Here is a 25,816-nt window from a genome sequence, read left to right as displayed (position 1 = left end):
CCATCAATGGCAAGACAACTTGGCCCGTTTATAACTATCAGCTTTTGTTTGCAAGCCCGTCGGTGCGCAACCGCTTACGTCATCTTGACCCGACATTCCATATCCTCGACTGTGGAATCGGAACAGGAGCCTTCAGTCTGGCGCTTTTGGAAAGTGTTGATCAGCCCGCTCATGTCTCCGGCGTTGATATTTCCAATTCCATGTTGGCCCAAGCTCATAAGCTCCTGGAACATCGCTGCAGGACTCTCGAATTGAGGCAAGGGGATATCAGGCACTTGCCCTTTGCCGATGAATCCTTCGATGCGGTCATCTTTGCCCATGCTTTAGAACACATGGCCGACCCTGTCGCAACGCTATGTGAGATGGTCCGGGTCCTGAAACCGGGTGCCCCTTTGATATGCTCCGTGACTCGCAAAGGAATGGGGCAAGTCCTCCTGTTCCTGCGGTGGCAAAACCGAGGATCTTACAGCAGCTAAACGTTTTCCTGGAAACAGCAAGACTGGAGGCCGTGCGATCGTTTGACTATGGTACTGGCTGGTCGAAATGGATGTGCATCGCTGCGATCGGTGTTAAACCCGGGAGAGAGCGCCAAATACAAAGATTTAGCCTATGTGAATCAACGTTTTGAAGCAGGCAAGATTAATGCCTATACTTAATGGCTCTCATAAGTGTACAAGGTCAAATAATTCGTTAGTTTTGCAATTCTCAATGCTGCTGACCCAGCATTTCACTGTTCCACTATTTACTACGACATAAAACTGTGGAAGTTAGCGTACAAAAGATCTTTTACTAGGAAGCCAAACAATCCGTTAGCAGCTGTTTTAGCTGTGCGGTGTCAATATTGCGCCCGATAAAGACCAACTGATTTTTTGGGGCATTAGGCCACTGATCGGCATCCATCGTATAGCGTTTGCCGCTGAGCTGAAAAATATAGCGGGATGTATTTTTCTCAAACCACATAAAACCCTTGGCACGAAAGACTTCTTCTGGTAGCTGATCGGTGACGAAAGCCTGCATTTTTTCTAGGATAAAAGGCCGATCGCTTTCAAAGACCATCGATGAGAAGCCGTCGACGGTGAGGTGATCCGAATGATGGTGGTGGTCATGATCGTGGTGATGGTGATGGTCATGATCGTGACCATGATGGTCATGATCGTGGTGCGCCTCTTGCTCTGCAAAGGCTTTGGCTTCCGCTTCATACGCCTTTGGATCAAAGAGAGCGGTATCCAGAATTAGGGGTAGGGGAACTTGGCCCTGTTGCGATCGCAATAATCGTGCACCCCATTTGCGTTCACGAATCCACTCCTCTAGTTCTTCCACCTTTTGCTCGGTGGTCAGGTCAGTTTTGTTGAGAACGACAATATCGCCAAAGGTGATTTGATTCAAAGCCGCTTCACTCTGAAAACATTCTGGGGTAAAGGTTTCTGAATCCACCAAGGTAATAATGGAATCTAACGTCGTGACGTCTTTCAGTTGGGAACTGACAAAGGTGAGAATAATCGGTAGCGGATCCGCTACCCCCGTGGTTTCGATAACGACATGATCAATTTTTTCCTCACGTTCTAGGACGGAATAGACCGCCTCCACCAGGTCGTCATTGATGGTGCAGCAGATACAGCCATTGGTCAGCTGAACCATATCTTGATCAATGGTGGTCAACAACTGACTGTCAATATCAATATCGCCAAACTCATTGACCAGTACAGCCACCTTCAGGTCTTGGCTGGTATTGAGAATATGGTTAAGGAGCGTGGTTTTGCCGCTCCCCAAAAACCCCGTAATAATCGTAACAGGCATGCCTTTTTTGGGCAGCTTGATGTCGAGGGATGGGGATGGTTGGATGCTTGTAGAAGAATTAGTCAATGGTATCCTCCGATTGCTGAGTGGGGAAAGAATCTGATGATGCAGCTGAGAGCGTCAGGGCGAGCCGCTGTAGAGTCGTGAAGATGTTGTAGAACCCATTGGCCCGAGACGGCGTCAAGCTCACATTGAGTCCGGTTTGTTGGATAAAGTCAGGCGTGACCCGAGCGATTTGTTCTGGGGGTAGCCCATCCAACCCTTTAATCAGTAACCCCACTAACCCTTTGGTCATTTGGGCGTCCGAGTCACCTTGGAAATGAACGAGACCATTCTCTATCGTTGCCGTGACATACACCTGAGATACACAACCCACGACTTTATTGTCAGGCTGCTTATCAGCCTCTGGAAAAGGCGGGAGTTGCTTGGCAAACCACAGTAAATACTCATACCGACGCTTGGTATCTGTAATGGATTGGAAGCGCTTCACGATTTTGGCAAGGGCAGGGGGTAGAGACGGATCAACAGACATAATGGAAGACCGGGAAAGGGCGAAACATACCATCAGAATAAGCGGAGATGCTTATCTGGGGGAATGAATCACGCTTCGGGCAACACTGGCTTTGGTGAGTGCTGGAACAATACGTTCACAAGCCATCCGTCCACCATGCAAATTTCGAGCGACAGGACCCACGTGCAATGCGGCCCAGGGTCCCATCAAAAACAGATCGCATCCGGGCCAGCGCAAATGTTCATCTAGCACTGGCAATCCGTTAACAATCTGGTTGGGGTATCGCACCAGTACCTCACCCATCAAAGGATGAGCCGTGATATCCGTGGCGGTGCCCGTGGCTAACCAGATCCGCTTGATCTGCTGATGGGCCAGACAATCATGAGTATTGGTCACATTACACTGCACCTGCCAGGCTTCATGTTGCCAAAGGGCACGAGACACCTGGCACTGTTCATAAAAGGTGATTTGGCCGGACTGGGACAACCGCCGTAACTGGGTTAGTAATTCAGGGGCGATAGATCCACCATTGCGAGCGTCTTGGATCATTTGCCAGCGCACCTGCCAGTCAGGTTCTGCCTGAAATCCCTTGAGATACTTTGGTCCCAGCCATCCCGGTTCTGCATCAAACAGTTTTTCGTTCAGGGTTCGTCGAGCCATCATCAAAACCTTGGCTCCGCGCTTAATTGCCCCCACGGCCAAATGAGCGCTGGATTGACCACTGCCAATCATCAGAATCGTCTCACCCCTTAGATCGGGTAGCTTGGGCAGATTAATATCCTGGCTATGGCACAACCGTCCGGGTGGATGTGGATTCACTTCGGCGGTCCAACCGGGGACCTGGGCGGCTCCCCCACCCGTTGCCAACACCACTCGCCGGGCCTCAACCTGTTCCCCCGTATCCAGCTGCAGCTGAAATCCCTTTGCCAACGGCGTTAGTTGAACCACCTGAGCGGCAGTCACCTGATCCCGTAATTTCCACCGATCAATAACCGTCTCACAAAAATCCTGAAACAGTTGGGTCCCAGGGCGATTGTAAGGGTAATACAACTCCTCTTGGCGATGTTCAGCAAAGTTAAACAGGGTTTGCTTCACATCCGGGTGATGAACGCCAGGCGAGCGTAAATAGGGAATCTCCTGAGCTGCAAATTGTTGTCGCCACTGGACCATCCAGGTGCCGCTGGGGTCAAAAATCTGGAGGCGACTCTTAAGAGCAGGCTTTTTCTGAAGTAAATGGGTAACGAGTGTAAGCGCCTGAGGACCTGCCCCAATAATGGCAATATCAATCCGATGATTCACAAGCAATGGAAGAGGTGAGGTTTGTCGTTGTGATAATGATTATCATTTTACAATATGAGTTTCAAACCTGCCCAGCTTATAAAAACTTGATGGGCTAGAGGATTGGAGGACTTTTGCAAGACAGTTCTTAAAACTAGGGAAAATCAATGTCGAGTAAGACTTCCAGCTTCCCTAACCCTTACTTCAAAGAGAGATTGCTGTGATAGGTAACCTCCAGTCATAGCCGAGGTTTTGGGGTTTCCACCAATTGACTCAATCTTTACCTAAAAAGTGTTGTTAAAAAGACGGTATATCAGCGCTTTCCCCGATTTTAATCACTCTCCTAACGACTGCATCCTACCTGCCAAAGGACGGTGGATCCATAGCATTGCGTTAAGGTCGGTTAACGTGGGTCAATCTGCTTGTAATACTGTTATTGACGTACTGACAAGCTTGCCCCGATTTTCCAAAGATCCTCATTAGAACGTCATCCTTGACAACTTAGTTGGGTTTTGTTAAGTCTTTTAGTAATGTTTAAAATTTTTATATTATGAGTAACACAAATCCAAGTCCTTGGCCTAAGTTATTGTTAGTTTGGGCGGGTATAGGAGTAGCAGCTTCAATTTGGATTAATCTCCAAATTGGATAAAAATTGATTGTGAACTAAGATTCGCCTGGGTTAAAGGTTAGAAGGTATCCTGTTCCTTTGTAATACCCAGGTTTAGTTATCACTTCACCAGTTTTTGTTAGCAATAAAGAGAAAGAATTGACTCTCAATATCGGTTATTCGGGCCATCTCCCCCGAGCAATAATCGACTTGGCAAAAAAAGCAAGGCAATTCACATGCTTTTTTGCTCCCCAAATCTTAAAAGTTTGATTGATTAAAAATTAAGGTCAATCTATTCTTATAGGCTCAATAAAGTTGTTATCGTTATTGAGCGATAGGTAACGAGAATTAATTGTCGCCACCGCTCTTAAACCCCTGACATGAACATATCCTTGAGCACTGCCAAAGACGTATAGACGGCTTTTAAGCTCGGATGGGCTGCTCAAAAATTAGACAACCTCAACTACTGTTGTCGTGGTCAAGCCTGCTTTCAGAATAAGTTGCGGCTTATCACTTTGGGGCTGGATGCTATCGATACTAGAAAGAGTGATCACAGCCTGAAGAAATCAAGTAGAGTAGGACTTCCAGTCTCCCTAACACTTATGCAACTGGACATCTACACCTGGCAATGGCAAAATCACACCCTAAACATTGCCACTGAAACCTTTGGATCCGGTCCTTCAGTATTACTATTGCCCGCCTTTAGTACGGTGTCTACTCGGGCAGAACTGGCAACCTTAGCCCAGGCCTTAGCCTCTCATTTTCAGGTTACGCTTTTAGACTGGCCGGGATTTGGTGATTCCGACCGTCCTGCACTTCCCTACCAGCCGGATGTCTATCGTCAATTTCTGAAGGCTTTTGTTAAGGACACCTTTCCCCAAGAGGTGGCTGTTGTGGCAGCAGGCCATGCTGCTGGGTATGCGCTTACCCTCCAGTCTTGGTCGCGAATGGTCTTGATTGCGCCGACCTGGCGAGGTCCACTGGCGGTCATGGGTGCACCCGTAGCAATGCGTCGAGGGATTCGCCAGTTAGTGAGCGCACCTGTAGTCGGTTCAGCACTATATGGGCTGAATACTCGTCCTGGGTTTTTGAAATGGATGTATCGCCGTCATGTCTTTGTGGATGAAACCCAATTGACCTCTGACTATATCGCTAAGCGCTATCAAAATACTCAGCAACCCGGTGCTCGGTATGCACCAGCAGCCTTTGTCACAGGGGGCTTAGATCCAGTGGATGAGCGAGAAGAATTCTTAGCTGGCTTGGCGCAACAACCTGAGCCAGTCATGGTAATCGTGGGAGAGCAAGCCCCGCCTAGATCCAAAGCTGAAATGGAAGCGATGGCTAAGTTGCCGAATATTCAAGCTGCTTACTTACCTGGGAGTCTGGGTATGGCGGAAGAGTTTGGTGATGCAATTGCACCTGTGATTCTCCCCTTTTTACAGGGAAACACTACACCAATCTAATGATGACTAAAAGCTAAAGTCTAGAGTATGACCGGATTTACAGACCGGTTTCGATGGGAGCTCTTTGGCAGATGGCACAGCCACAACCAATGGCATCCTCGATGCGATCGCTTTGAGACATTTCCGCAGCGGGGAAACCCTGCTCAGCCTCGATCTGATTCTGGATATTGGCCGTTGCCGAGGCCGACTGGGGTATCGCTAAAGCCAGCAATAGAGAGCCTGAGCATCCTAACGTCGTCAGAATATTTTTTTGATCGATCATTCCTAAAGCCTTGTGATGAAGGTTTAATCCAGTATAGCCAGTTTGCCAATGGCTTAACCCTGGCGTGTTGGCGATGCCAAAACATGCTGAGAGGCATTGAAACTAATATGCCCTAAGGACTGCACGGCTTTTCAGCCTTGAATATTCAAACCGTTCTTTAGGAAATCCAGCCCCAAGCGGATTGTTTGAGTAAAGGATGGGTTGCTTGTTTTTGAGCTTCAGGTTCTTGGATTTCATACAAAATCTTGATCACCCGATCTGCATTGGGATTCGTTCCCAAACGATCGGCAATATTCAGCATACCCTCGCCCACAATCGTATTGGCTTCATCTACATTGGTGACGCCTTCTAAGCGTTGATAAACCGCTGTAAATTCTTCTCGTAGAATGACCGAGTCCGCAGAATCGGGCAACCGCGCAATCATTGTGGAAATGTCAGCTCTGACCTGGGTTGCGCTAACTTGGGGTTGAACCTGCATAACCTTGGCTTCGGGCGAGTCAATCAAGGGAACCGCTGTTGCAGGTGGCGCTTCTGGCCCTGGCGATACCAACGTCATAATTGGCATGGCGTAGCATCCAACACACATAATCTATCCCCTTGATTAGGCAATAATGTTTGTACTAATGGCTTTACAACTGCACGACGACGGTAATATCCCAAAAGTTGCATTCAGCTTATCAGAAACAAGATGGAAATGATGTTAAATCCCTTGCCGAAGCAAAGATGCCAATGTTATGACAGACCCAATCTGATACAACCTTCTGATTGATCAGCCAGGAACGGAGAGTGTAGATGGGTACATCAAAATCATAGAAACGAATGACATTGGGTAAGGATAATTGGAAGCACCCGTGGATTGGGGTAAACCGTTGGTCTAATTCGCACCCTTTAGATCGCATGGCCATTGCCATGATTGTGGTGTTGAGTCTGGTGATTGGAGGAATTATCTGGAGCGGGGACCATACTTTTCCCAAGGTCCGCGAGTTTAGCTGGCAAGATCAGCAGATTGGGGTGGAAGACTCGGCGTTTATTCTCACCTTCAATCGAGCCATGGATTGGCAATCGGCGACGGAGAATTTAAAGATTCAGCCCCCCATTCCGGGCAAGTTTAGCTGGTCTGGTCGTCGCTTAGCCTATACCCTTAACCAACCCATTCCCTATGGTCAGTCGTTTCAAGTCACCCTTGACCAGGCGACGGCTGCTACTCGTGGTGATCCTGAGGAGGCGGTTAAAATGCAGCCGTTTACGGGACAGTTTCGTAGCCGAGATCGCACCTTAGTCTTGCTTGGTATCGATGGGGAAGAAAATGGCCGTTTAGTCCTGCATAATCTCACTCAAAACACCCATCAGATCCTAACGCCAGCAACGTTGACCGTGCTGGATTTTAAAGCAGATCCCACCCGAAATCGCATTCTATTTACCGCCATCGATCGCGGAAATGCCAATCAAGATTTATTTGAGCAAAAACTCTATGCTGTTTCCTTAGCCTCTCAAGAGGCCCAACCGCAATATCAGCTCTTATTAGAAAATCAAGACTATCAACTCCTAGACTTTGATATCACCCCCAATGGAGAAGTTCTGATCGTCCAACAGTTTAGTCGCCGGGAAAATGAACCCATCAGTCTTTGGGTGTTAACAGATGCAGCACCCCCGCGTCGATTGAAACATAATGCGGATGGCCAATTTTTAATTACGCCCGATGGTCAAACCTTGGTTATTTCTCAAAATCAAGGTGTAGCGATGGTGTCGCTAAATGGGGATGCAAAAAGTAAACCCGTCGATTTTTGGCCCAAGTTTGACCAAATTCTCAATTTTGCCAGGGATGGTTCTGCAGCCTTGATGGCCCAAAATAATCCTGACTCCACTCGGTCTCTCTACCTGTTATCCAATCAAGGTCAAGAACAAGAATTACTAAAGATTGGGGGGTATCTCTTAGATGCAGAGATTAATCCCAGTACACAAACCGTTTACTGTTTATATACGACCTTTAATCGCAGTCAAACAGCCAATTTTGATCTGCACATCAGTGCAATTGAACTAGAGACTGGCAAACAACAGCGTTTGATGACGATTCCTAAACAGTCCAGCGGAACCCTTAGCCTTGCTCCCGATGGTTCAGCCCTACTCTATGAAGAGGTGACCGTTACCGATAAGCCCAGCCAGAGCGTTGTTCTGAATTCAGTAGGGCAAACGGTCAGTGAAAGTCAAGTATGGCTATATCCATTACAGGAGACTAACGCTGTGTTCTTTAAGAAGACAAAACCCCAGAAATTGCTCCCAGGTGTTCAACCCCTCTGGTTGCCTTAAAGGTAGCGAATGATGCTCACGAACCTCAAAACATCATGTGAAAGGTTGCTGAGCATAACAGCGTTAACGTCGATGCATTTCCAGGTTGCGAAGGAGGTCTTGCAAAAGCGACGCCAGAAGAAAAGCCTACGACCAAGGGGCATACCCCTCAGTCGTAAGGGATCTGTTGGAGAAAAACGCAAAGTTGATATGGAGAAAAGAGCTGATTATTGGGGGGTAAAATCAGCTCTGGTATGTGGTGACAACTTGAGTATCAGCTTGGATCAATGGGCCTAATTGGCAATATGGGCTGCACCATTCGGACCGCGCTTAACGACTTGTAGGTTACCTGACGGTTGTGCAGCGACTGAGCGAGCCTCGGATTGAACAATCTGAGGAGCACCATTGGGTCCTTTTGTGGTGACTGCTGGTACTGAGGTTGCAGGTGTATCGGGCTGAACCTGAGCATCTTGAGGGATACGGTCTACTTTGACTTGATGGGAAGCGCCATTAGGACCACGGGTGACGGTAATCGTTTCAGCAAGTGCCGAGGATGCAATACCAATGCTGAGGACGGTGAAGCTTGTGACGACTGAAAAAGCGACTTGATGAATGCGGGTCATGTTTGTTCTCCAACTTCAATGTCTTTAATGTACGTGGGGTATCTGAAGCTGGAATGATGGCGATCTGGGTGAGTCCCAGTAATTTGCTGAAGAGACCCTAAGGGATTGATGAGAATCCTGAGAAGGAGGCAAAATCCTAGGCGCTAAGAGATAATCCTTTACAGCAAATAGGCCTGCACCAATATTGATGCAGGCGGCCTTGTTCAAAGTAGGGTTTATGGGATGTTGAGGTTCGGCGGCTCGGCTTCCACAAAAGCTGGGGGAGTTTGACTGATTGCTTTAGCGTTATTCACCTGACTAAACCGTTGAACCAGACTGGTAAAGTAGCGATTGTTAAAACTCCGAGGATCTCTGCGGCTGCCAGACCGATCGACGCCTTTGTGGGTGGTGACTCGGGACATGGGAATCTGACTATTCGCCACCAAATAGGCAAGGGATTTGTATTGGGCTTGGGTATAACCGCTGTGACGATTGCCATTATGCCGGCCATCAGGGGGGGTTTCTAGGGAAATATGATAAGCAAAATTATTGACCGAAGCGGAATAGATCTTATGAGTTTTGACGCTCTCAGGGCCGTTAGGGCCATTAAAAACTGAATTCCCTGCACCAAATGCCCGATTCTCCCTAGATACGATGTGGACAATCGTGCCGTTGCGGATAATTAGATCGTGGTAGCTGGCTTGTTCGGCTTCATTGTAATGAGGCGTCTGAAAGAAGCGGATAGTACTGGCTCCAGAACTGACCGTTTCATGAAGCACCACAATCGGCTCATTGTTTACAGGCCGACCGTAAATGTCTTTGGGATACCGTTTACCAAAATTCGTCTCATGGGCGGGTCGCCAGACGGTGATCGGTCGAAAGTTAGCTAGCTCCGAGCGAGCCGTTTGGCTAACGGCATTGGTATGAAGGGCAAGGATGCAGACCAATGCTCCGATGAATAAGACTAGACCTTTAAAAAGAGGGGAATTCGACGTGAACCGGCGCATAGTGAAGTTTGGAGAGGAGGAAACGATAATTTTGGCTCAGAGTATAGCATTGCTGCTTTTAGGAGTGGTGTCATCGGCACAATTTTTATTGTGCGGGCAATACGACCTTGGGTTTGAGCAGCCCATCGATGATTTCCCCCATCCCTAAAAAGCGATTGCTAGTGTCATGCACCTGCATCATGCCATCTGCACAATCTTGAGGAAGCTTTTGCCCCCAGCAAAAACGCTGGGCCTCTGCCGGAGGCAAATGAAGAATCGGTTGTTGTAGGGAAAAAGATGGCTCCAGGGGTGAAAATGTTCCGGCTTGAACCTGCTCTGCTAATGTTTCAAAGGTCAAACTGTCGGCGAGGGCAAAGCCACAACTTAGGGTGCGCGTGAGTTGGGCCAAGGTGGCCCCAGTCCCCAAAACCTCACCTAAATCCCTGGCGATAGAGCGAATATAAGTGCCAGGACCACATGCGATCGCAACCTCCAATTCCGATTTTTCTCCTCCCTGCCAGTCCAAGATCTGAATATCGAACACCTCCACTCGGCGCAGGGGAGCCGTTACGTTTTTGCCTTGGCGAGCTAAATCATATAAGCGCTGACCTTGAACCTGGATTGCACTATAGGCAGGTGGTCTTTGTTCGATGGAACCGAGGAATTGCGGTAGCGCTTTTTCAACTACCTCTTGAGCGAGATGGTTAGCCGACTGTTCTGACAGAATGTCTCCAGCTAAATCATCCGTGGTGGTGGTCAGACCAAACCGAATCGTGGCTTGATACGCCTTCTGTTCTGGTAAATAGGGTAGGAGGCGGGTTGCGGGTCCCAAGGCAATGGGCAAGACGCCAGTCGCCAAGGGATCCAGGGTGCCCCCATGACCGACTCGCTTGAGGCCACAGATCCGCCGGACCTTGCCGACACAATCATGAGAGGTCATGCCAGTAGGCTTATGCAAATTCAAAAAACCAAGCATTCAAGAGTCCTGCGAGGTTTGAGCTGCAGGGAAGGTCAGAGTGGGGGTGAGATGCAAGGTTAAGGGTTCTCGACTGAGATTGGCGGCATAGCTAGAGGTGAGAAACGAGGTGAACTGTTCTTGACCTTGAACATAACGACCAAAGAAGGCTGTACTCAGGGCCTTGGTATAGTAACGGCCTAATGGGCTTGGACCGTCGCCTGTCCCTAAGGCAGAAAAAACATCGGGAGAACTGGCAGAGGTATTGATCGTAGAGTTATGGTTTCCATTGTTAATGAGGACGAGCCGTTTTTCAGGGGTTGTTAACCATTGAAAGGGCTGGATTTGTTCCGGTAGCACGGGTGCGATCGTATCGGCACTGCCACCCACGATCATCACCGGAACCTGAACCGCTTGATAACCCGATTCTCCAAATAAATTACTGCCAATGGGGCTAATGGCCACGACGGATTGAATTCTTGAATCCTTCAAATCCACGGTTTTATCCGCCGTTTGTAGGGCTTGACACTGTAAGGCGAGGGAAATGTTGAGGGATGACTCTAAGCCAGTTTGGCAAGCCTTCTGTAACTGCGGGTAGTTAGGGGTCGCCCCCGCTAAGGCAAAAGCGGTATATCCCCCATAGGAATGGCCTAAGATACCGACCTGCTCTAAATTGAGACTGCCTTTGAAGCGTGGATCGGGAATAGATGTCTGAGCCAGTTGATCGAGGAGATAACTGACATCTAAGGGGCGATCGATAAATTCGGTCGGATCCGTGACGTCTTGAGCCCGCCCTTGCAATAGATCGAAAATTTGCTGACCGTTACTGCCAGGATGTTCAGGCATGATCACGACATAACCATGAGAAGCTAAATGCTTGGCTAAGTAGGCGTAGGTGGTGCGATCCGAGTTAAATCCGTGGGAAATCACGAGCACCGGATAGGCCGTCTCTGAAGCCGTGGTCGGGAAATATATATCGGCGGCAAAGTCCCGGGCTTTGCCCGTGTATTTCATGCGCTTTTCACTCTCATCCTTTAGGTTGTCTAAGGTGATGTGCTCCCAATCGTAAAGACCCGACTGGGATAAAGACCAGCCCGCTAGACTATCGGCTTGGGGCTCTGCTTTAGATTGCTGAATGACTGCGTTAACGGTGGTGTTCGTCGTTTTGACGGCTGTTTGCACTTGATTGAGTAATTCCAGAGCAGTATCAACATCAACTTGGACGCCAGCATTGGGGAAATTGCGCAAAACGCTCAGGGCCGTTAAGCCTTCTGGATCTTTTGCCGCCAGAATCAAGGCAGAACGGAGGGCGAAGAAACTACCTTGTCCAGACTTGGTCCGCACGACCTGTTGGACCCGATTGAGCAAGGCTTCCCCCACAGGGGTGTAGAGAAATTGGGCAATAGCGACAGAGTTGAGGGGGAGACGCTCTTGTAAGCTGGCTCGCAGTTGAGTTTGTTGCTCCGGGGTAAAGTAGCCCAAATAAGGTGCCAAAGCTTTGCTCTTGCGACCTTCCTTGGCATAGAGTTCTAAGTCGCGAATCGGAATGGAACGCTCTAGAAATAGAAAGGATAAAAAGATACGCTCAGCCGCTAGCATGGGCCCGGCTTGCAGCAAAGCTACAGCCAAAGCGACACTCAGCAAGCGGCTATATCGACGCAAATTAAAGTACGGTCGTCTCATCACTGTTTTCCGGACGGTTTGAAGATTGGCTAGACTAGATCGGTCGGCAACGGTCACCCATTACTAAAGGGAAGCGCAGCAATGGCAGCATAGCCCTACGTTTGCCAGCCTACTGTGTTTCTTCGAAGAGTTGCCACTCTTTTTTTGGCCGGGGGTGCTTATCTCAAAAAATGACTGATGGCAGCGTTAATATGAGATCCCTGACCGACTTGTTTTAGAAAACGGACAAAACTCCACAAATTCTTGTAAAACTTAAACAAAATTGCAGAGGTTGGCCTTGCCCGTCAATGCTAGGATCTGTGTCAGCTAGGGGTGCCGTATTACGGCTGAGATCAAACCCTTAGAACCTGAGACCGGCTAGCACCGGCGGAGGGAAGCTGTTCATCCGAGGAACTTAATATGCGTCATCAATGGGTTGCTAACCGTCGCGGACAGAGCAATGTCAGTCAGATGCACTATGCGCGACAGGGCCAAGTCACGGAAGAAATGGACTATGTTGCCAAACGGGAGAATCTTCCAGCTGATTTGATTCGAGAAGAAGTGGCTCGGGGGCGGATGATTATTCCAGCCAACGTGAATCACATTAATTTGGAACCGATGGCCATTGGCATTGCCTCCAAATGTAAGGTGAATGCCAATATTGGTGCTTCTCCTAACTCGTCCAATATCGAAGAAGAACTCGACAAGCTTCGTCTAGCGGTCAAGTACGGGGCCGATACGGTGATGGATTTGTCTACAGGCGGCGGTAACTTAGATGAAATTCGCACTGCCATTATCAATGAATCTTCAGTACCAATTGGCACAGTGCCTATTTATCAAGCCCTAGAAAGTGTGCATGGCAACATTGAAAATCTAACGGCTGATGACTTTTTGCACATCATTGACAAGCATGCCCAGCAAGGAGTGGACTACCAAACCATTCATGCTGGCATCTTGATTGAGCATTTGCCCTTGGTGCGCGATCGCATCACCGGTATCGTCTCTCGGGGCGGAGGTATTCTGGCCCGCTGGATGCTGCATCATCATAAGCAAAATCCACTGTATACCCGCTTCAATGACATCATCGAAATCTTCAAAAAACATGATGTGTCCTTTAGCTTAGGCGATTCCCTGCGTCCTGGCTGTACCCACGATGCCTCTGATGATGCCCAACTGGCAGAGCTGAAGACCTTAGGACAACTCACCCGCCGAGCCTGGGAACATGATGTCCAGGTGATGGTGGAAGGTCCAGGCCATGTGCCCATGGACCAAATTGAATTCAATGTCCGCAAGCAAATGGAGGAATGCTCGGAAGCACCTTTCTATGTGCTCGGACCGTTGGTCACTGATATTGCGCCGGGGTATGACCACATTACGTCTGCGATTGGGGCCGCGATGGCGGGTTGGTATGGCACCGCCATGCTTTGTTATGTGACTCCTAAAGAACATCTAGGTCTGCCGGATGCAGAGGATGTGCGCAATGGCCTCATTGCCTATAAGATCGCTGCCCATGCCGCGGATATTGCTCGCCATCGTCCGGGGGCTCGCGATCGAGATGATCAGCTTTCAGAAGCCCGCTATAACTTCGACTGGAATCGTCAGTTTGAACTGTCCCTCGATCCGGAGCGGGCTCGTGAATACCACGATGAAACGCTACCCGCAGATATCTACAAGACGGCTGAGTTCTGCTCCATGTGTGGACCGAAGTTCTGCCCCATGCAAACGAAAGTCGATGCTGACGCTTTAACCGAGCTGGAGAAGTTCTTAGCTAAGGATCAAGTGGGTTCTGCGCGTTAGGAGAAAAAGATGTGAACGGTAAAGATTGGCCGCCTTACAGAGTGAAAGGGTGGGGTATTTGTCTGGCACTTTTGCTCTGCGGCTGGTCTCTACCAGGGTTGGCTAGCCCCTTAACGGAACGCCTAGCGGCCTTTCCCGATTGGCAAGGAAAACCGGTGCTGAAACCGGCGTCTGGAGACTTGATCTATCCAGACTGGTTTTTAGGAGATTGGCAGGTCACCAGTACCCTCGTGGATCTAGCGGCTCCCTTAGCGCCTGACTTAGTGACCCCCGGCTATGCTGATAATGAGCGTTTGCTGGATCAGCCGGTGACCTTTGCGGTGCGCTTTGTTGAAGAACGGACGCCTTTAAAGGCAAAAGTGCTGGCCAATGCATCCCCTTGGGAGTTGTTATCTCGTAAACCTTCGGTGATTGCTGACTTAGCATTCAATGGCCGGAGTTTAGCTGCTGCTTACCTTGGTGAGGAGGCTGTGCAAACGGTGAAGGTTGATCCTCGCTTTCCCAATCGCCAAACGACGGTGCTCGATCAGGGGCGACAGCTCGTATCGACCATTAGCGATCGCACCACTGAGCTTGATACTAAGAACGATACCTGGATTGCGAGTGAACTGTTTCAGCAAGAGTTCCGCAGCAGCTCCCAAATTTATCTCAACCAAGTCGAAAATACGACGTCGTATCGCTATATCAACACCAGTCCGGCCCAAATCGATGCGGATCAAGTGACGGCGATCTACTTATCCCCTCAAGATCCCAACTATTTTCAAGCCCTGAATCAACCGGTGGCCCTCTATCGCTATCATCTAGTGCTGGTCGCCGAGTGACTTAACTGCATTGCATGGGTTAAATTGACCCTGGATGAACGCTAGTCGCGGGAGATGGCATGTGGATCCAGTCATGTTCTGTAAAGCAATGCTAAGATCTAGGCTAACGTAGGGAAATCTATGGCTAGTGCATAGTGCAGTAATGCCACTCAAGCCGTGAACATGACTGGCTCAATCAAGTCGTAAACTACCGCAATGTGGCCATGACCATCTCTAATGATCAGATAACTTCAGCTTTAGCAACATCATCTTCTGAGCAGCCAGTGGAGGGTGATCAGCATGCAAATGAGGCTGTATTGGTCAATGCTTCTCCCAATGAAGAGGTTGATCTGAATACCCTCAATAAGATTAGGGATTTGTTATTTGGACAGCAGGTACATAGCCAGGAACAAAAGCTTGACCAGCTCGAAAATCGACTGAATCAAGAATGTGCTGACATCCGAGAACAAATGGATCAACAGCTGCAAGCCCTAGAAACAGCGATTCGCAATGATTTGCAAACCTTGGCCCAGATTGTGCAATCCAATCATGCGTCTCAAACTACGTCTGTATCGGATCTAGAAGCGACTTATCAAAGTGGGATATCAACGGTCAATGGTCAGGTTAGAGAACTGGGTGAAGAAGTTGAGCGGCAACGACTGAGTATCCTGTCTACTTTGGAGGAAAAAGTCACCTCTTTGGGGACAGACTTTAACCATAGGCATGCTGAACTGAAAGCTTTATTAGAACGTGAAGTTCAGTCTCTTCAGTCGGTTGATGCTCAAGACCGTGATCAATTAGCGGATCTCTTTAGCCAATTAGCCCTGAATATTCGCTCAAATTCATAGGTTATAGGATGATGGTCCGTGCATCTTGCGGGGTTTGTCGGACGTATTAGCAGGCGAGCCTGGATGCTATGCAATAAATCTTCAAGTTGTTTATCGTTGTGGCCTTTACTATAGCAATATCAATAATGGTGGCAGATCTGATGCGAATGCTCTGTCAGCCCATCTAATCTTTGCAGTTCTATATTCAATGAGTAATTTACCTACTAATGCCAATCGGGATGCTGCTTATCCAGAAGAACCTGGTCAAGCTAACGAATTGAATGAGCTGCGAAGTTTGCTAATTGGGCCAGATCTGAAAGGACGATTCGAGAATGCCCAGTTGCGATCGGAAGACGTGAGTCGGGTTTTACCCGAAGCGATCCAACTCACCCTTAAAACGAGTGATGAGACTGTATCTGAAGCTGTGATGCCAACGGTGGAGCATGCGATTAAATCGTCTGTGAATACCGATCAAAATATTCTCTCTGAAGCCCTGTTCCCGATTATGGGACCAGCGATACGGAAAGCGATCGCAGCGGCAATCCAGAATCTAACCGACTCCCTGAACCAGAGTCTAGAACATAGCCTCTCTCCTCAAAGTTTAAGTTGGCGCTTTGAAGCCTGGCGTACAGGGAAATCTTTTGCTGAAGTCTTGTTGTTGCGTACCCTTGTCTATCAGGTCGAACAAGTTTTTCTTATCCATAAATCCTCAGGCTTAGTTTTACAGCATCTTGCCGCCGCAACGGCTGCTGCTCAGGATGCAGATTTAGTCTCTGCCATGTTCACCGCGATTCAAGATTTTGTTCGCGACTCATTTAGCGTCAGTGACGAAGCCTTAGGGAGTTTGCAAGTCGGAGAATTAACCATTTGGGTGAATGAAGGTCCCCAAGCCATTATTGCTTGTGTTATACGGGGTAACCCACCTGGCAAACTGCGGCAAATGATGGAAAATGCTCTGGAGCGAATTCACCTAGTCCAAGAGCGTCAGCTTCACGAATTTCAGGGGGATAGCAGTGCCTTTGAACCGAGCCAGCCTTATCTAGAAGAATGTTTACAGTCCCAATATCAAACGAAAAAGAAGCGCTCTTCTCCGTTGAAATGGATTGGCGGAGCAGCTGGAATTCTCATTTTAGGATTAGGGGTCTGGGGCTTTTTGTCTAACTATGAGCGAAACCAAGTTCAAAGCTTTGTCGATCAACTGAATCGGGAATCCGGTATCGTCGTCTTGCAAACCAAAAAACAGAACGGTAAATATGTGATATCTGGCCTGAAAGATCCCCTGGCGTCTAAGCCCACTGATTTGATATCAAAGACAGATCTAGATCCAAACAAGGTTGCTTTTAGTTGGGAACCTTATCTATCCTTCGATACTGAATTTATTGAATCCAGAGTGATATCGCTGTTGCAGCCCCCAGAAACAGTTGAGCTGAAAGTTGATGCTAATGGGGCGATTCAAGCCTCAGGGACTGCTCCGCAATCCTGGATCACGGAAGCAAAACAGCTAGCCTTGCGATTGCCTAATGTGACCCAATTCAACACTCAACAAATTGTGCCTGTCGAAGCAGGTGCTCTTGCCGACATTAAGGCCAAACTTGAGGCTCACACCATCTTCTTTACCCAAAATGCTCAGTTGGTCCCTCAACAAGATGTCAAGCTTAAAACCGTGGCTGAAGACATTAAAAAACTGGCTAAAACAGCTAAAACCATCAACCAAACCGTTGCTGTTCTCGTTGAAGGGCATACCGATACTAGTGGATCTGAGTTGATCAATCTCTATGTCCGGGAAACTCGTGCTAAGGCGATTATTTCCCTGCTATCCAAACAGGGCATTGATAAAAACCTTTTTCAGGTAGTGAGTGTTGAGCCTCCTGCAGTAGAAAAGTTAGATTCAGCTAAAATCTCTAAATCCAATCGCAAGGTTACTTTTAAAGTTATTTTTGTTCAACCATCGGACGCTGATTGATAGCTTATGCTCCAGAAAAAGATTTGTATGATCGGTGCATTTGCGACTGGGAAAACGAGCCTTGTCGCTCGATATGTTCAAGGTATTTATTCTGATAAATATCAAACGACAGTTGGCGTCAAAATTGATAAAAAAAGTGTGGCGGTTGCTGGGCAAGAATTAAATTTAATTCTATGGGATATTCATGGTGAAGATGAATTTCAAAAAATTCGAATGTCGTATTTGCGAGGATCAGCCGCCTATATTTTGGTGGTAGATGGTACTCGACGAGATACATTAGGAACAGTCTTCCAATTACAAACTAAAGTGGAAGACACTATTGGCAAAGTGCCATTTATTACAATTTTCAATAAGTATGATCTAAGCCAAGATTGGGAAATCGGAGAGGACGATCTCGAAGAATTATCCCAACGGCAATGGACTTACTGTCTTGGGAGTGCAAGGACTGGATTAGGGGTAGAAGAGTGCTTTATAAAATTGGCGCAAATGATGATTTAGTTACCCATGTTAAATCTCCCACAACCGATTGTGACATTCCTTTGTTCTACAATCGTTCGAGATCGCTTTCCGGCCTATTTACAAGTCACTAAAACAGGTGATTTACTGGCTTTTGGTGGGGCTTGTGAGCGGTATGGTTTAGCTCCTTTAAAGCTACACCAGTCGATTGATGAGCAAATTTTCTTCTTAGCGGGTTTATTGCCTTTGCAAGAAGCGGCGATGCACATTCCCTTCCTGCAGCTAGACCAAGATATTATTGCCGAAGTGCATCTTTTTGTAGAAGACCAGCATGATTGGGTCATTCTCTTTGATGCCACCTCTGAAAATGAAGAGCATGTTCTGATTCAACAAAAAGTGAATGATCTCAGTCTGCTGCGGCGGAAACAGGCTCGCTCCATCGGGCATTTGATGCAATCAGAGATTGTGGCAGAAAACTTTCTCGATATTCGGCCGGCCGGCGAGCAAAAATCCCTCAGTATTTTAGTCGTAAAATGTTGTAACATCGAGGGCCTAGACGATAACACGGTTACCTCTAATCCCCTTAAAATCTTAGATGCATACCTATCCGCCATTTCCCCTTCCATCTTGGATGAAGGCGGTTTGATTCATCAAAGTATTGGCAACTCTATTGTGGCGGTATTTGGCGTATTGCCCTCCACTCGTAGCCCCTCGATGCAAGCGATAGATGCGAGTGTACGTATTCTCCAACTATTTGAGGAACGTCAGCCCCCCATTGGCCCAACGGCTCAATGCGCCCTAGTGGCGACAACGGGAATCGTTACTATCGGACTCCTACAGGTGGGATTCGGCAAAACCTTAACGGTGATGGGCCAGCCGATGGATATGGCGGTGAATTTAAATGAGAATTCTGAAGGTGGGACCTTGATCATCGACAAACTGACCTTTGATGGGCTAGATAAAAGGCAGAAGTCTTTTCGACCGATGTCTCATTCTGAACATTCTCTAACGAACAGCCCGAGCTTATATTCTTATCACCCAATGCAATGACGGTATCGCTCCCTGCAAATGTACTCTCTGCTTTAGATATTTTGATTTTAGAGCGGGTTAATGAGCATTCCTTAACGATTGTAGGAACAACGCCATCCTGGTTCACTAAACTCTATCCCCAGGTCCAACTCACCTTAGATGTGGCTTGGATCGAAAGAAAATTGCCTTTTCTGGCTAACTTTCTGGTGGATGCGATGGAGTTTTGGCATGACAATCAGCCGGGTCAGTATAAGTCGGGCATGTGGTGTGAAACCGATCATCGAGACCAAGAGATTCATTTGGAGGCGGCAGCCCTCAATTTAGGATCTCAGAAAATCCTCCTGATTAAAGCCTCAGAGGGGGAATATATTGAACTCCTCTCCTTTATTCAAAAAGCGCGGGAAAGCACATTAGATTTTATTGAAGAGCGGAAACAAACGAGCGAAAGCATTCTCAAAACGACGTTTTATGATGCCTTGACGGGGCTGCCCAATCAAACCTATTTTCTGATTCAGCTTGCCCATGCCTTTGAACGGTTTAAGCGCAAAAAGAGCTATCACTTTGCCATTTTGATCGTCAATATTGACCGTTTTCAAAGTATTAATGATAGTTTTGGCCGTTTGGCTGGGGATCAACTGCTGATCGCCATTGCTTGGCGCTTAAAAAATTGCTTGGATGAATTTGATATTTTTGCCCGTTTGAGTGGTGATGAGTTCATCATTCTGTTAGATGAAATTGATGCGACGAGTACTGCAATCTTGGCTGCCAACCAAATTTCGGCAGAGTTCCAAACCCCATTTCGGTTGAGTGGCCAAGAATTGTACATAACGGCTAGTGTGGGGATTGCTTTGACCCTGATGGAGTATGACCGAGCTGAAGATTTACTCCGGGATGCCAATACAGCGGTCAGTTATGCCAAAGGGTTGGGGCGGGCCAATTACGTGGTGTTTGATCCCACCATGCATGCACGAGCTGTACGACTGCTGCAGCTTGAAAATGATCTGAAGCGAGCGCTGCGCGAGCAGGAACTCAATTTATTTTTTCAGCCGATTGTTTGTTTAGCCGATCAAAGAATTATTGGATTTGAAGCCTTAGTTCGATGGATGCATCCCAAACTGGGCATGGTGTCTCCCATGGAGTTCATTCCAATTGCTGAAGAAACGGGGCTGATTTTTGAGATCGATCAGTGGATGTTGAAAGAGGCCTGTTTTCGCATTCAGCAGTGGCGCCGATTTACGGAAGAACCTCTTGCGGTGAGCGTCAATTTTTCGGCGAAGCAATTCGATCAACCCGATTTAGTGTCGCAAGTCCGACAAGTGTTGCTGGAAACCCGCATTTCTCCGCAGCAGCTCATGATTGAAATTACGGAGAGTGTGTTGTTTAGTCGAGACCAAGCGGCGATCGATACACTTCATCAGCTCAAAAATATGGGGGTTAGCCTCTGTATCGATGATTTTGGGACAGGCTATGCATCTTTGCAATATTTGCAGCAATTACCGGTGGATACGTTAAAGATTGATCGGTCTTTTATTAAACGGATGGATGTGGAGAATCTCGATCTAGTGCGCTCTATCATTGAGTTAGCCCATGATTTGGGGCTCAGTGTGACGGCTGAAGGCGTTGAAACTCCGGTACAGCGGCGCTTTCTGCTAGATATGGGCTGCCAAGAAGCGCAAGGTCATTTGTTCTCGAAACCGGTCGATGGACAAATGGCGGTGGCGCTGCTGCAGGAAAAGATGACGAACGGTCTCAAAGATTGGTGAAAAAGTTGGCAAAGAGGATAGTTCTCGCTACGCTCTTAGACAACGGTCGATCATCTTATACCTTGTAAATAACCTGTTATGACACCAGTCGAGGGGCGCTATCAGCACTCTGCTGCCTTGCCTTACCTGATTCAGCCGGATGGTTTGAAGGTGATCTTAATTACATCCCGTAAGCGAAGTCGGTGGATTATCCCTAAAGGAGAAATTGAACCGGATCTGACGGCTTGGGATTCTGCAGCGAAAGAAGCCTGGGAAGAAGCGGGGATTGAAGGCTTGATTGCGACTGAACCCTTAGGCACCTATGCTCATCAAAAATGGGGGAGTACCTGTACGGTGCAAGTGTTTCCCTTGGTGGTCACCCAGCTGCATCGAGAGTGGCAAGAGGATCATGAGCGGGAAAGACGGGTGGTTTCTGTGGCCAAAGCATATAAATTGGTCGAGATGAAGTCGCTACGGAAGATGTTGGGAAAGTTTGAAAAATGGCTCAATCTTTAGCGACAACAATGACTGAATGCCCAGCTACAACAGTGTAAGTCTGGCGATCATTGCCATCAAATCATCTTATCCATTTTGGCTATTTTGGCTAGGCGATGGCTAGGACTTTCATCACATGGAGGGCAATATATGGGGTTTCTTGCACCAAAATCCGTGAGTTGTGAGCGTTAATGTCCAGTGATGCCAACGCTATAGCCTTTCCCCTTCTTCCACTGAGACAATTTTCCATTGACCATTGATGCGCTCCCAGGAAATTATTTCACGGCGACGAAACACTCCTCGGGGTATTCCTGGCCAGAAAGACCATTTCACCGTTTCAATATGAGACACAATGGCCTGATCAGCCGTGGGCATTTGCAAATCAGTAATTTCGTAAGAGAGCTTCCATTTTTCTCGAGTCGATTTTTTTGCAAAGAACTTAGAGGCCCCAGCCACTCGATCGTTGTAGTTTTGGACCACCCCTGTATGTTGGGTGTAGCGAAAGCGTTCTTTATCGATGGGCAGGTAGTTAAAGAGCCGAGCGGCATCCCGCGTTTCAACCAAGGGAGCCATTGCCGCATAATGCTGATCTAGAAAGGCACGAAAGGTTTGTTCTGCATCACTAGTAGAGGTAATAGGTGTTGGCGATGAATCAGCCTTAGGCGTTTGTTTAAGGGCTAGCGGGGTGAGATCTAAAATCGTATTGATAGGTACGCCTAAGTTCAAGCCTGCTTTGATGGCTACCCCTTGCACCCGTTCACCCTCTGCTAATCCGTGAATGCCAATCACTTGACCCGTTGCAGTGAGAATGGGGCCACCACTCATCCCCGGTTGGGTGACGTTGTCATAAATTAAACCGTATCCCCGTTGGTACTGACCTTTGCCAGTAATGGCACCCTTTGTAATCGTAAAGGTGGATGAAGTGATGGCTTGGCCCGGTAGGGGAAATCCAGCGATGTAAACGGTATCAGTTTCGGAGATGGATTCTGAGTTACCCAGGGTGGCGACCGGATAGTTGCGATCGCTATCGAAGCGAATCAAGGCTAAATCTACCCCAGAAAGATATAGGATGGCTTGGGTATTGATGGCGTGAGACTGGCCATCCGCTGTAATCACATCTGCCTCTTCCCCCGCACGGGTAGACTCAATAACATGCTTGGCAGTGAGCACGTAATAGCTATTCCCTTCCCGCTTGATCAGGACCCCTGACCCAGAACTGCTTTGGGGAGAGACCAAAACCGTGACAGCTTTGGCCAGATCTCGTATTTGTCGTCCGGTTTGACCATAGGCTTGGTGCGGCCATAGTAATGTTAATGCTAAGCCCCCTGCCATTTGTAACAGGCGGCGACGGGGTAATTTCAGGTTGGTCATCATCAAACGTTATCGAGGGTGGCGAAGGGAGACAGGCTGGGGAGCTGGAGTCTGGGGCTTGGGTTTAAACTGATTCATCACCGTCATGATGACGGGAATGGTGAATAGCACAAACAAGCCAATCGCAGCCCATTGGAAAATAGCAGGGCGGCGACGACCTTTGGTGGGAAATTCACAGCTGAGGCAAATTTCTGTTTCCGTACTATTCAACGTACCGCAGACTCGGCAGGGTTCTAAAGCCATGGCGGAAACCCCTATAGATGTTTTTCTCATCTTAGTCTAGACATTTCTAGGGGGTTAATAACCTAGAGGGGTGAGATATCTAAATCGAACCCTACGCCGTAATGATTTATGCCTTAGGCAATATGAGTCACGATCTCTTGTTGCTCATATCTGATTTTAGGAAGAGCGGCATATTTATCTTCGGGATGACGATATCCTACAGGACAGGCTAGGACTGCTTTGTATTCCGTGTCTGTCAGGCCTAAGACTTCATCATATTTGGCAGGGATAATGCCTTCCATAGGGCAAGCATCAATGCCAAGGACTGCAGCACTGGTCATGAGTTGGCCTAAGGCAATATAAACCTGCCGGGTTGCCCATTCATCTGGATCAAAGTCAGGGTTATGGGGATTGGCTAAAAAGTTTTTAATGACATTGGCAAAGCCCGTTAAAGAGTCGATGTCGACTTGACGGACTTCTGCAGTGCGCTGCATATAGCGATCGACATCGTCGGCATTGGTTGCTTTTTTAATGGTTAAGACGACTAGATGAGAGGCGTCCACGACTTGAGTTTGGCCGAAAGAATATTCCAGGAGTTGCTGGCGAATTTGTGAGTTTTGAACGACCAAAAATTTCCAGGGTTGGAGTCCAAAAGAGGACGGGGTGAGCACTAAACTTTGTTCCAGGGCCTCCCAAGTGGCTGTGGGAATTTTTTGGGTGGGGTCAAATTTTTTGGTGGCGTAGCGCCATTGGAGTTGGTGCAGAAGTTGTTCAGGGGTCAGGGTGGAATCACTCATAACAGATATAGGCTAGAAGAGGGTAGATGGTAAAAGCATCACATATTTGGACGCTGAGAACAGTTAGCGGATCACCTATGAAAAGCAGAGAGCAGCCCGTTCAGATTAAGAAAGTAGCTGCATATCAGGTAGCTCTGCATGGTAAAGCTACTGCGTGTTGGTGTTTCAGCCAGAAGTAAGTGGAGTTTCCTGGACAGGGCTCAACGGCTAAATGGTCGAGATGAGCAGTGTGCAATAGGCCGCTAAGACCTGTTCGAGGTGTGGCGTGAGGTGGATTTGGATTTTGCCGAAGTGGCTTCTATCGATAGAGGAAGGCCATCAACCCATTACCCAATTGACTAGAGTTCGGACTGCAAACCCTGTTGCACCCACATTGAGATAACCGTTCTCTTTTTCTGTCCAGACGGGGCCTGCCACATCTAAGTGAGCCCAGGGTGTGTTCTCAATATATTGTTTGAGAAATAAAGCGGCGGTAATGGAACCTCCAGGACGAGGTCCAGTGTTTTTCATATCGGCGATGGGAGATTTCAGTCCTTCAAAATATTTCTCTTCTAAGGGCATCCGCCAAAACTTTTCTCCCGCCTGTTCAGACGCTTGATTCAATTCTTCTGCCAAGCTATCTTCTGGGGTCCACATGCCCGCAATATCATTGCCTAAGGCGACGATGCAGGCTCCGGTTAAGGTAGCCAAGTCAACAATGGCATCGACGCCTTGCTTTTCCGCAAAGACTAAAGCATCGGCAAGGGTGAGCCGCCCTTCCGCATCAGTATTGTTGATCTCGATGGTTTTGCCATTGGATGCAGTCAGGATATCGCCAGGATGGAGGGCATGGCCGCTAATCATATTCTCGGCTGCTGCGACGATGAAATGAACTTCCACATCAGGCTTGAGTTGACCAATGGCTTTGGCAGCTCCTAACGTCGCACCAGACCCTGCCATATCCATTTTCATGGTTTCGATGCCGCTGCCCCCAACTTTGAGGTTGAGGCCACCGGAGTCAAACGTAACCCCTTTACCTACAATGGCGAGTTTGCGACGAGGGGTGCCGCTGGGCTTGTAGGTCAGGTGGATAAATTTGGGAGGCAGCTCAGATGCGAGTGAAACGCCCAGAAAAGCACCCATGCCTTGGGCTTCGCATTCTTCTCGCTCTAGAACTTCTAGGGTCAAACCGTGGTCCTCAGCAATTTGGGCTGCAGTTTCTGCTAAAGCACTGGGAGTGACCACGTTGGCTGGGGCTGCCACAAGTTCACGGGTGAGAATAACCCCTGCACAAATCTGTTGGGCTTTTTCAATAGCGGCAGCTTGATTGGCAAGACCTAACACATGAACCTCTTGCGGGAATTCGCCAGGCTTTTTCGCATCAGGATCAGACTTAAAGCGAATGTCTTGATGTAAGGCAAGTTCAACCCCTTCGGCCATAGCTTGAGTGGAAGCTGGGGCATCATCGTGCCATAAGGGCAACTGCAGACCTGCAGAGGCAGCTTTCTGTTTTTGAGCAGCTTTGGCAAAGGCGGCGGCAGCTTGGCGAAGACTGTCTAATGTGAATGCTTCTTGAGAGCCAAGGCCGATCAGCATAACTTTACGGATAGAGCCGAGTCCTGCGATTCGAGTCCAGGGCTGTTCTCCCACTTTGCCTTGAAATTCAGTTTCGCTCACCAGATCTTGGAGAATGTCTCGGAGGGATGAGTCTAGCTGGGTTAAACCAGCGTCTATTGCTGCGGAATCTTCGAAAAAACCAATGCCTAAATAATCGCCTGACCAGCCGGTCGCCACTGTCTCAATTGCCTGAATCTTCATCCTCAACCCATATCCTTCAACGCTGAATGTTCAAACCGTAAGTCGCTGACTTTGCGAGTTTTTCCTCCCAAAAGCCAAACCGTCGTTCTGATCATAGCAATCAGTTCCGTT

At 48.1% G+C, this 25,816-nt stretch carries 24 protein-coding genes and 1 riboswitch; of the genes, 11 read left to right on the top strand and 13 right to left on the bottom strand.

The genetic code is table 11. From position 1 onward, the window contains the following. Window positions 1–62 precede the first annotated feature (62 nt). On the top strand, window positions 63–476 hold the full coding sequence (locus tag ON05_RS16915) for a class I SAM-dependent methyltransferase (RefSeq protein WP_010469455.1): 414 nt from the start codon (window positions 63–65) through the stop codon (window positions 474–476). A 313-nt stretch (window positions 477–789) separates the two neighbouring features. On the opposite strand, the gene ON05_RS16910 is transcribed toward ON05_RS16915, so the two are convergent. From ON05_RS16910 to ON05_RS16900, 3 genes are read right to left on the bottom strand one after another with little or no spacing between them, the layout of a single operon-like run. Then, window positions 790–1,863, bottom strand: a complete 1,074-nt coding sequence (locus tag ON05_RS16910) for a GTP-binding protein (protein ID WP_010469457.1) — start codon at window positions 1,861–1,863, stop codon at window positions 790–792. Further along, entirely contained in the window at window positions 1,856–2,329 is a 474-nt protein-coding gene (locus tag ON05_RS16905) for a SufE family protein (protein ID WP_010469458.1), read from the bottom strand. Before ON05_RS16905 ends, ON05_RS16910 begins: the two co-directional genes overlap by 8 nt. Before the next feature lie 51 nt (window positions 2,330–2,380). Beyond that, window positions 2,381–3,607 (bottom strand): FAD/NAD(P)-binding protein, encoded by a 1,227-nt coding sequence (locus ON05_RS16900; RefSeq protein ID WP_029315000.1) that lies wholly within the window; start codon window positions 3,605–3,607, stop codon window positions 2,381–2,383. Window positions 3,608–4,795: 1,188 nt separating this feature from the next. Here ON05_RS16900 and ON05_RS16895 point away from each other — a divergent pair. Next, window positions 4,796–5,656: an alpha/beta fold hydrolase gene (locus ON05_RS16895; protein WP_010469462.1), complete on the top strand. Its 861-nt coding sequence runs from the start codon at window positions 4,796–4,798 to the stop codon at window positions 5,654–5,656. 37 nt (window positions 5,657–5,693) lie between these two features. Here the strand turns inward: ON05_RS16895 and ON05_RS16890 are convergent, their stop codons facing one another. Continuing rightward, a complete protein-coding gene (locus tag ON05_RS16890) occupies window positions 5,694–5,918 on the bottom strand; it encodes a hypothetical protein (RefSeq protein WP_010469465.1) in 225 nt (74 codons plus the stop codon). A gap of 157 nt (window positions 5,919–6,075) precedes the next feature. Beyond that, on the bottom strand, window positions 6,076–6,483 hold the full coding sequence (locus tag ON05_RS16885) for a hypothetical protein (protein ID WP_139025606.1): 408 nt from the start codon (window positions 6,481–6,483) through the stop codon (window positions 6,076–6,078). A gap of 254 nt (window positions 6,484–6,737) precedes the next feature. Between ON05_RS16885 and ON05_RS16880 the strand changes: the two genes are divergently transcribed. Then, entirely contained in the window at window positions 6,738–8,225 is a 1,488-nt protein-coding gene (locus ON05_RS16880; protein ID WP_236618836.1) for an Ig-like domain-containing protein, read from the top strand. Between the two features lie 272 nt (window positions 8,226–8,497). On the opposite strand, the gene ON05_RS16875 is transcribed toward ON05_RS16880, so the two are convergent. The 4 genes from ON05_RS16875 to ON05_RS16860 all read right to left on the bottom strand — a co-directional run bounded on the left by ON05_RS16875 (window position 8,498) and on the right by ON05_RS16860 (window position 12,487). Further along, on the bottom strand, window positions 8,498–8,827 hold the full coding sequence (locus tag ON05_RS16875) for a hypothetical protein (RefSeq protein ID WP_010469473.1): 330 nt from the start codon (window positions 8,825–8,827) through the stop codon (window positions 8,498–8,500). Window positions 8,828–9,042: 215 nt separating this feature from the next. Next, window positions 9,043–9,813 carry a peptidoglycan recognition family protein gene (locus ON05_RS16870; protein WP_236618837.1) on the bottom strand — a complete coding sequence of 257 codons (771 nt, stop codon included), beginning with the start codon at window positions 9,811–9,813 and terminating at the stop codon, window positions 9,043–9,045. 85 nt (window positions 9,814–9,898) lie between these two features. After that, window positions 9,899–10,768, bottom strand: coding sequence for a tRNA pseudouridine(55) synthase TruB (gene truB / locus ON05_RS16865; RefSeq protein ID WP_010469476.1), 870 nt, complete (start codon window positions 10,766–10,768; stop codon window positions 9,899–9,901). After that, the gene (locus tag ON05_RS16860) at window positions 10,769–12,487 is read right to left on the bottom strand and encodes an alpha/beta hydrolase (RefSeq protein ID WP_010469477.1); all 1,719 of its coding nucleotides are present in this window, start codon (window positions 12,485–12,487) and stop codon (window positions 10,769–10,771) included. A 241-nt stretch (window positions 12,488–12,728) separates the two neighbouring features. Then, window positions 12,729–12,822: riboswitch (TPP riboswitch) on the top strand. A gap of 7 nt (window positions 12,823–12,829) precedes the next feature. Here ON05_RS16860 and thiC point away from each other — a divergent pair. From thiC to ON05_RS16820, 8 genes are all read left to right on the top strand, one after another. Then, window positions 12,830–14,206 carry a phosphomethylpyrimidine synthase ThiC gene (gene thiC, locus ON05_RS16855; RefSeq protein ID WP_010469479.1) on the top strand — a complete coding sequence of 459 codons (1,377 nt, stop codon included), beginning with the start codon at window positions 12,830–12,832 and terminating at the stop codon, window positions 14,204–14,206. Window positions 14,207–14,217: 11 nt separating this feature from the next. After that, on the top strand, window positions 14,218–15,027 hold the full coding sequence (locus ON05_RS16850; RefSeq protein WP_010469481.1) for a DUF6816 family protein: 810 nt from the start codon (window positions 14,218–14,220) through the stop codon (window positions 15,025–15,027). A 203-nt stretch (window positions 15,028–15,230) separates the two neighbouring features. Next, window positions 15,231–15,854 carry a hypothetical protein gene (locus tag ON05_RS16845; protein ID WP_010469483.1) on the top strand — a complete coding sequence of 208 codons (624 nt, stop codon included), beginning with the start codon at window positions 15,231–15,233 and terminating at the stop codon, window positions 15,852–15,854. A 187-nt stretch (window positions 15,855–16,041) separates the two neighbouring features. Continuing rightward, window positions 16,042–17,796, top strand: coding sequence for an OmpA family protein (locus ON05_RS16840; protein ID WP_010469484.1), 1,755 nt, complete (start codon window positions 16,042–16,044; stop codon window positions 17,794–17,796). 6 nt (window positions 17,797–17,802) lie between these two features. Further along, the gene (locus tag ON05_RS16835) at window positions 17,803–18,294 is read left to right on the top strand and encodes a Rab family GTPase (RefSeq protein ID WP_029315003.1); all 492 of its coding nucleotides are present in this window, start codon (window positions 17,803–17,805) and stop codon (window positions 18,292–18,294) included. Window positions 18,295–18,300: 6 nt separating this feature from the next. Further along, on the top strand, window positions 18,301–19,302 hold the full coding sequence (locus tag ON05_RS16830; protein ID WP_010469489.1) for a hypothetical protein: 1,002 nt from the start codon (window positions 18,301–18,303) through the stop codon (window positions 19,300–19,302). Then, on the top strand, window positions 19,299–21,044 hold the full coding sequence (locus ON05_RS16825; protein ID WP_010469491.1) for a bifunctional diguanylate cyclase/phosphodiesterase: 1,746 nt from the start codon (window positions 19,299–19,301) through the stop codon (window positions 21,042–21,044). Before ON05_RS16830 ends, ON05_RS16825 begins: the two co-directional genes overlap by 4 nt. 78 nt (window positions 21,045–21,122) lie before the next feature. Beyond that, window positions 21,123–21,539 carry an NUDIX hydrolase gene (locus tag ON05_RS16820; protein WP_010469493.1) on the top strand — a complete coding sequence of 139 codons (417 nt, stop codon included), beginning with the start codon at window positions 21,123–21,125 and terminating at the stop codon, window positions 21,537–21,539. Window positions 21,540–21,728: 189 nt separating this feature from the next. Here ON05_RS16820 and ON05_RS16815 read toward each other — a convergent pair whose 3' ends face one another. The 4 genes from ON05_RS16815 to ON05_RS16800 all read right to left on the bottom strand — a co-directional run bounded on the left by ON05_RS16815 (window position 21,729) and on the right by ON05_RS16800 (window position 25,705). Then, a complete protein-coding gene (locus ON05_RS16815) occupies window positions 21,729–22,892 on the bottom strand; it encodes a trypsin-like peptidase domain-containing protein (RefSeq protein WP_029315004.1) in 1,164 nt (387 codons plus the stop codon). 6 nt (window positions 22,893–22,898) lie between these two features. Then, complete coding sequence (locus ON05_RS16810) at window positions 22,899–23,132, bottom strand: hypothetical protein (protein ID WP_010469497.1); 234 nt, start codon at window positions 23,130–23,132, stop codon at window positions 22,899–22,901. Between the two features lie 113 nt (window positions 23,133–23,245). After that, on the bottom strand, window positions 23,246–23,908 hold the full coding sequence (locus ON05_RS16805; protein ID WP_010469499.1) for an NAD(P)H-dependent oxidoreductase: 663 nt from the start codon (window positions 23,906–23,908) through the stop codon (window positions 23,246–23,248). Between the two features lie 318 nt (window positions 23,909–24,226). Continuing rightward, complete coding sequence (locus ON05_RS16800; protein WP_010469501.1) at window positions 24,227–25,705, bottom strand: leucyl aminopeptidase; 1,479 nt, start codon at window positions 25,703–25,705, stop codon at window positions 24,227–24,229. Window positions 25,706–25,816: the final 111 nt, after the last annotated feature.

The organism is Acaryochloris sp. CCMEE 5410 (assembly GCF_000238775.2).
Classification (GTDB): domain Bacteria; phylum Cyanobacteriota; class Cyanobacteriia; order Thermosynechococcales; family Thermosynechococcaceae; genus Acaryochloris.
Note: the sequence above shows the minus strand (reverse complement) of the source record. Positions and strands in the feature narration are given on the sequence as shown.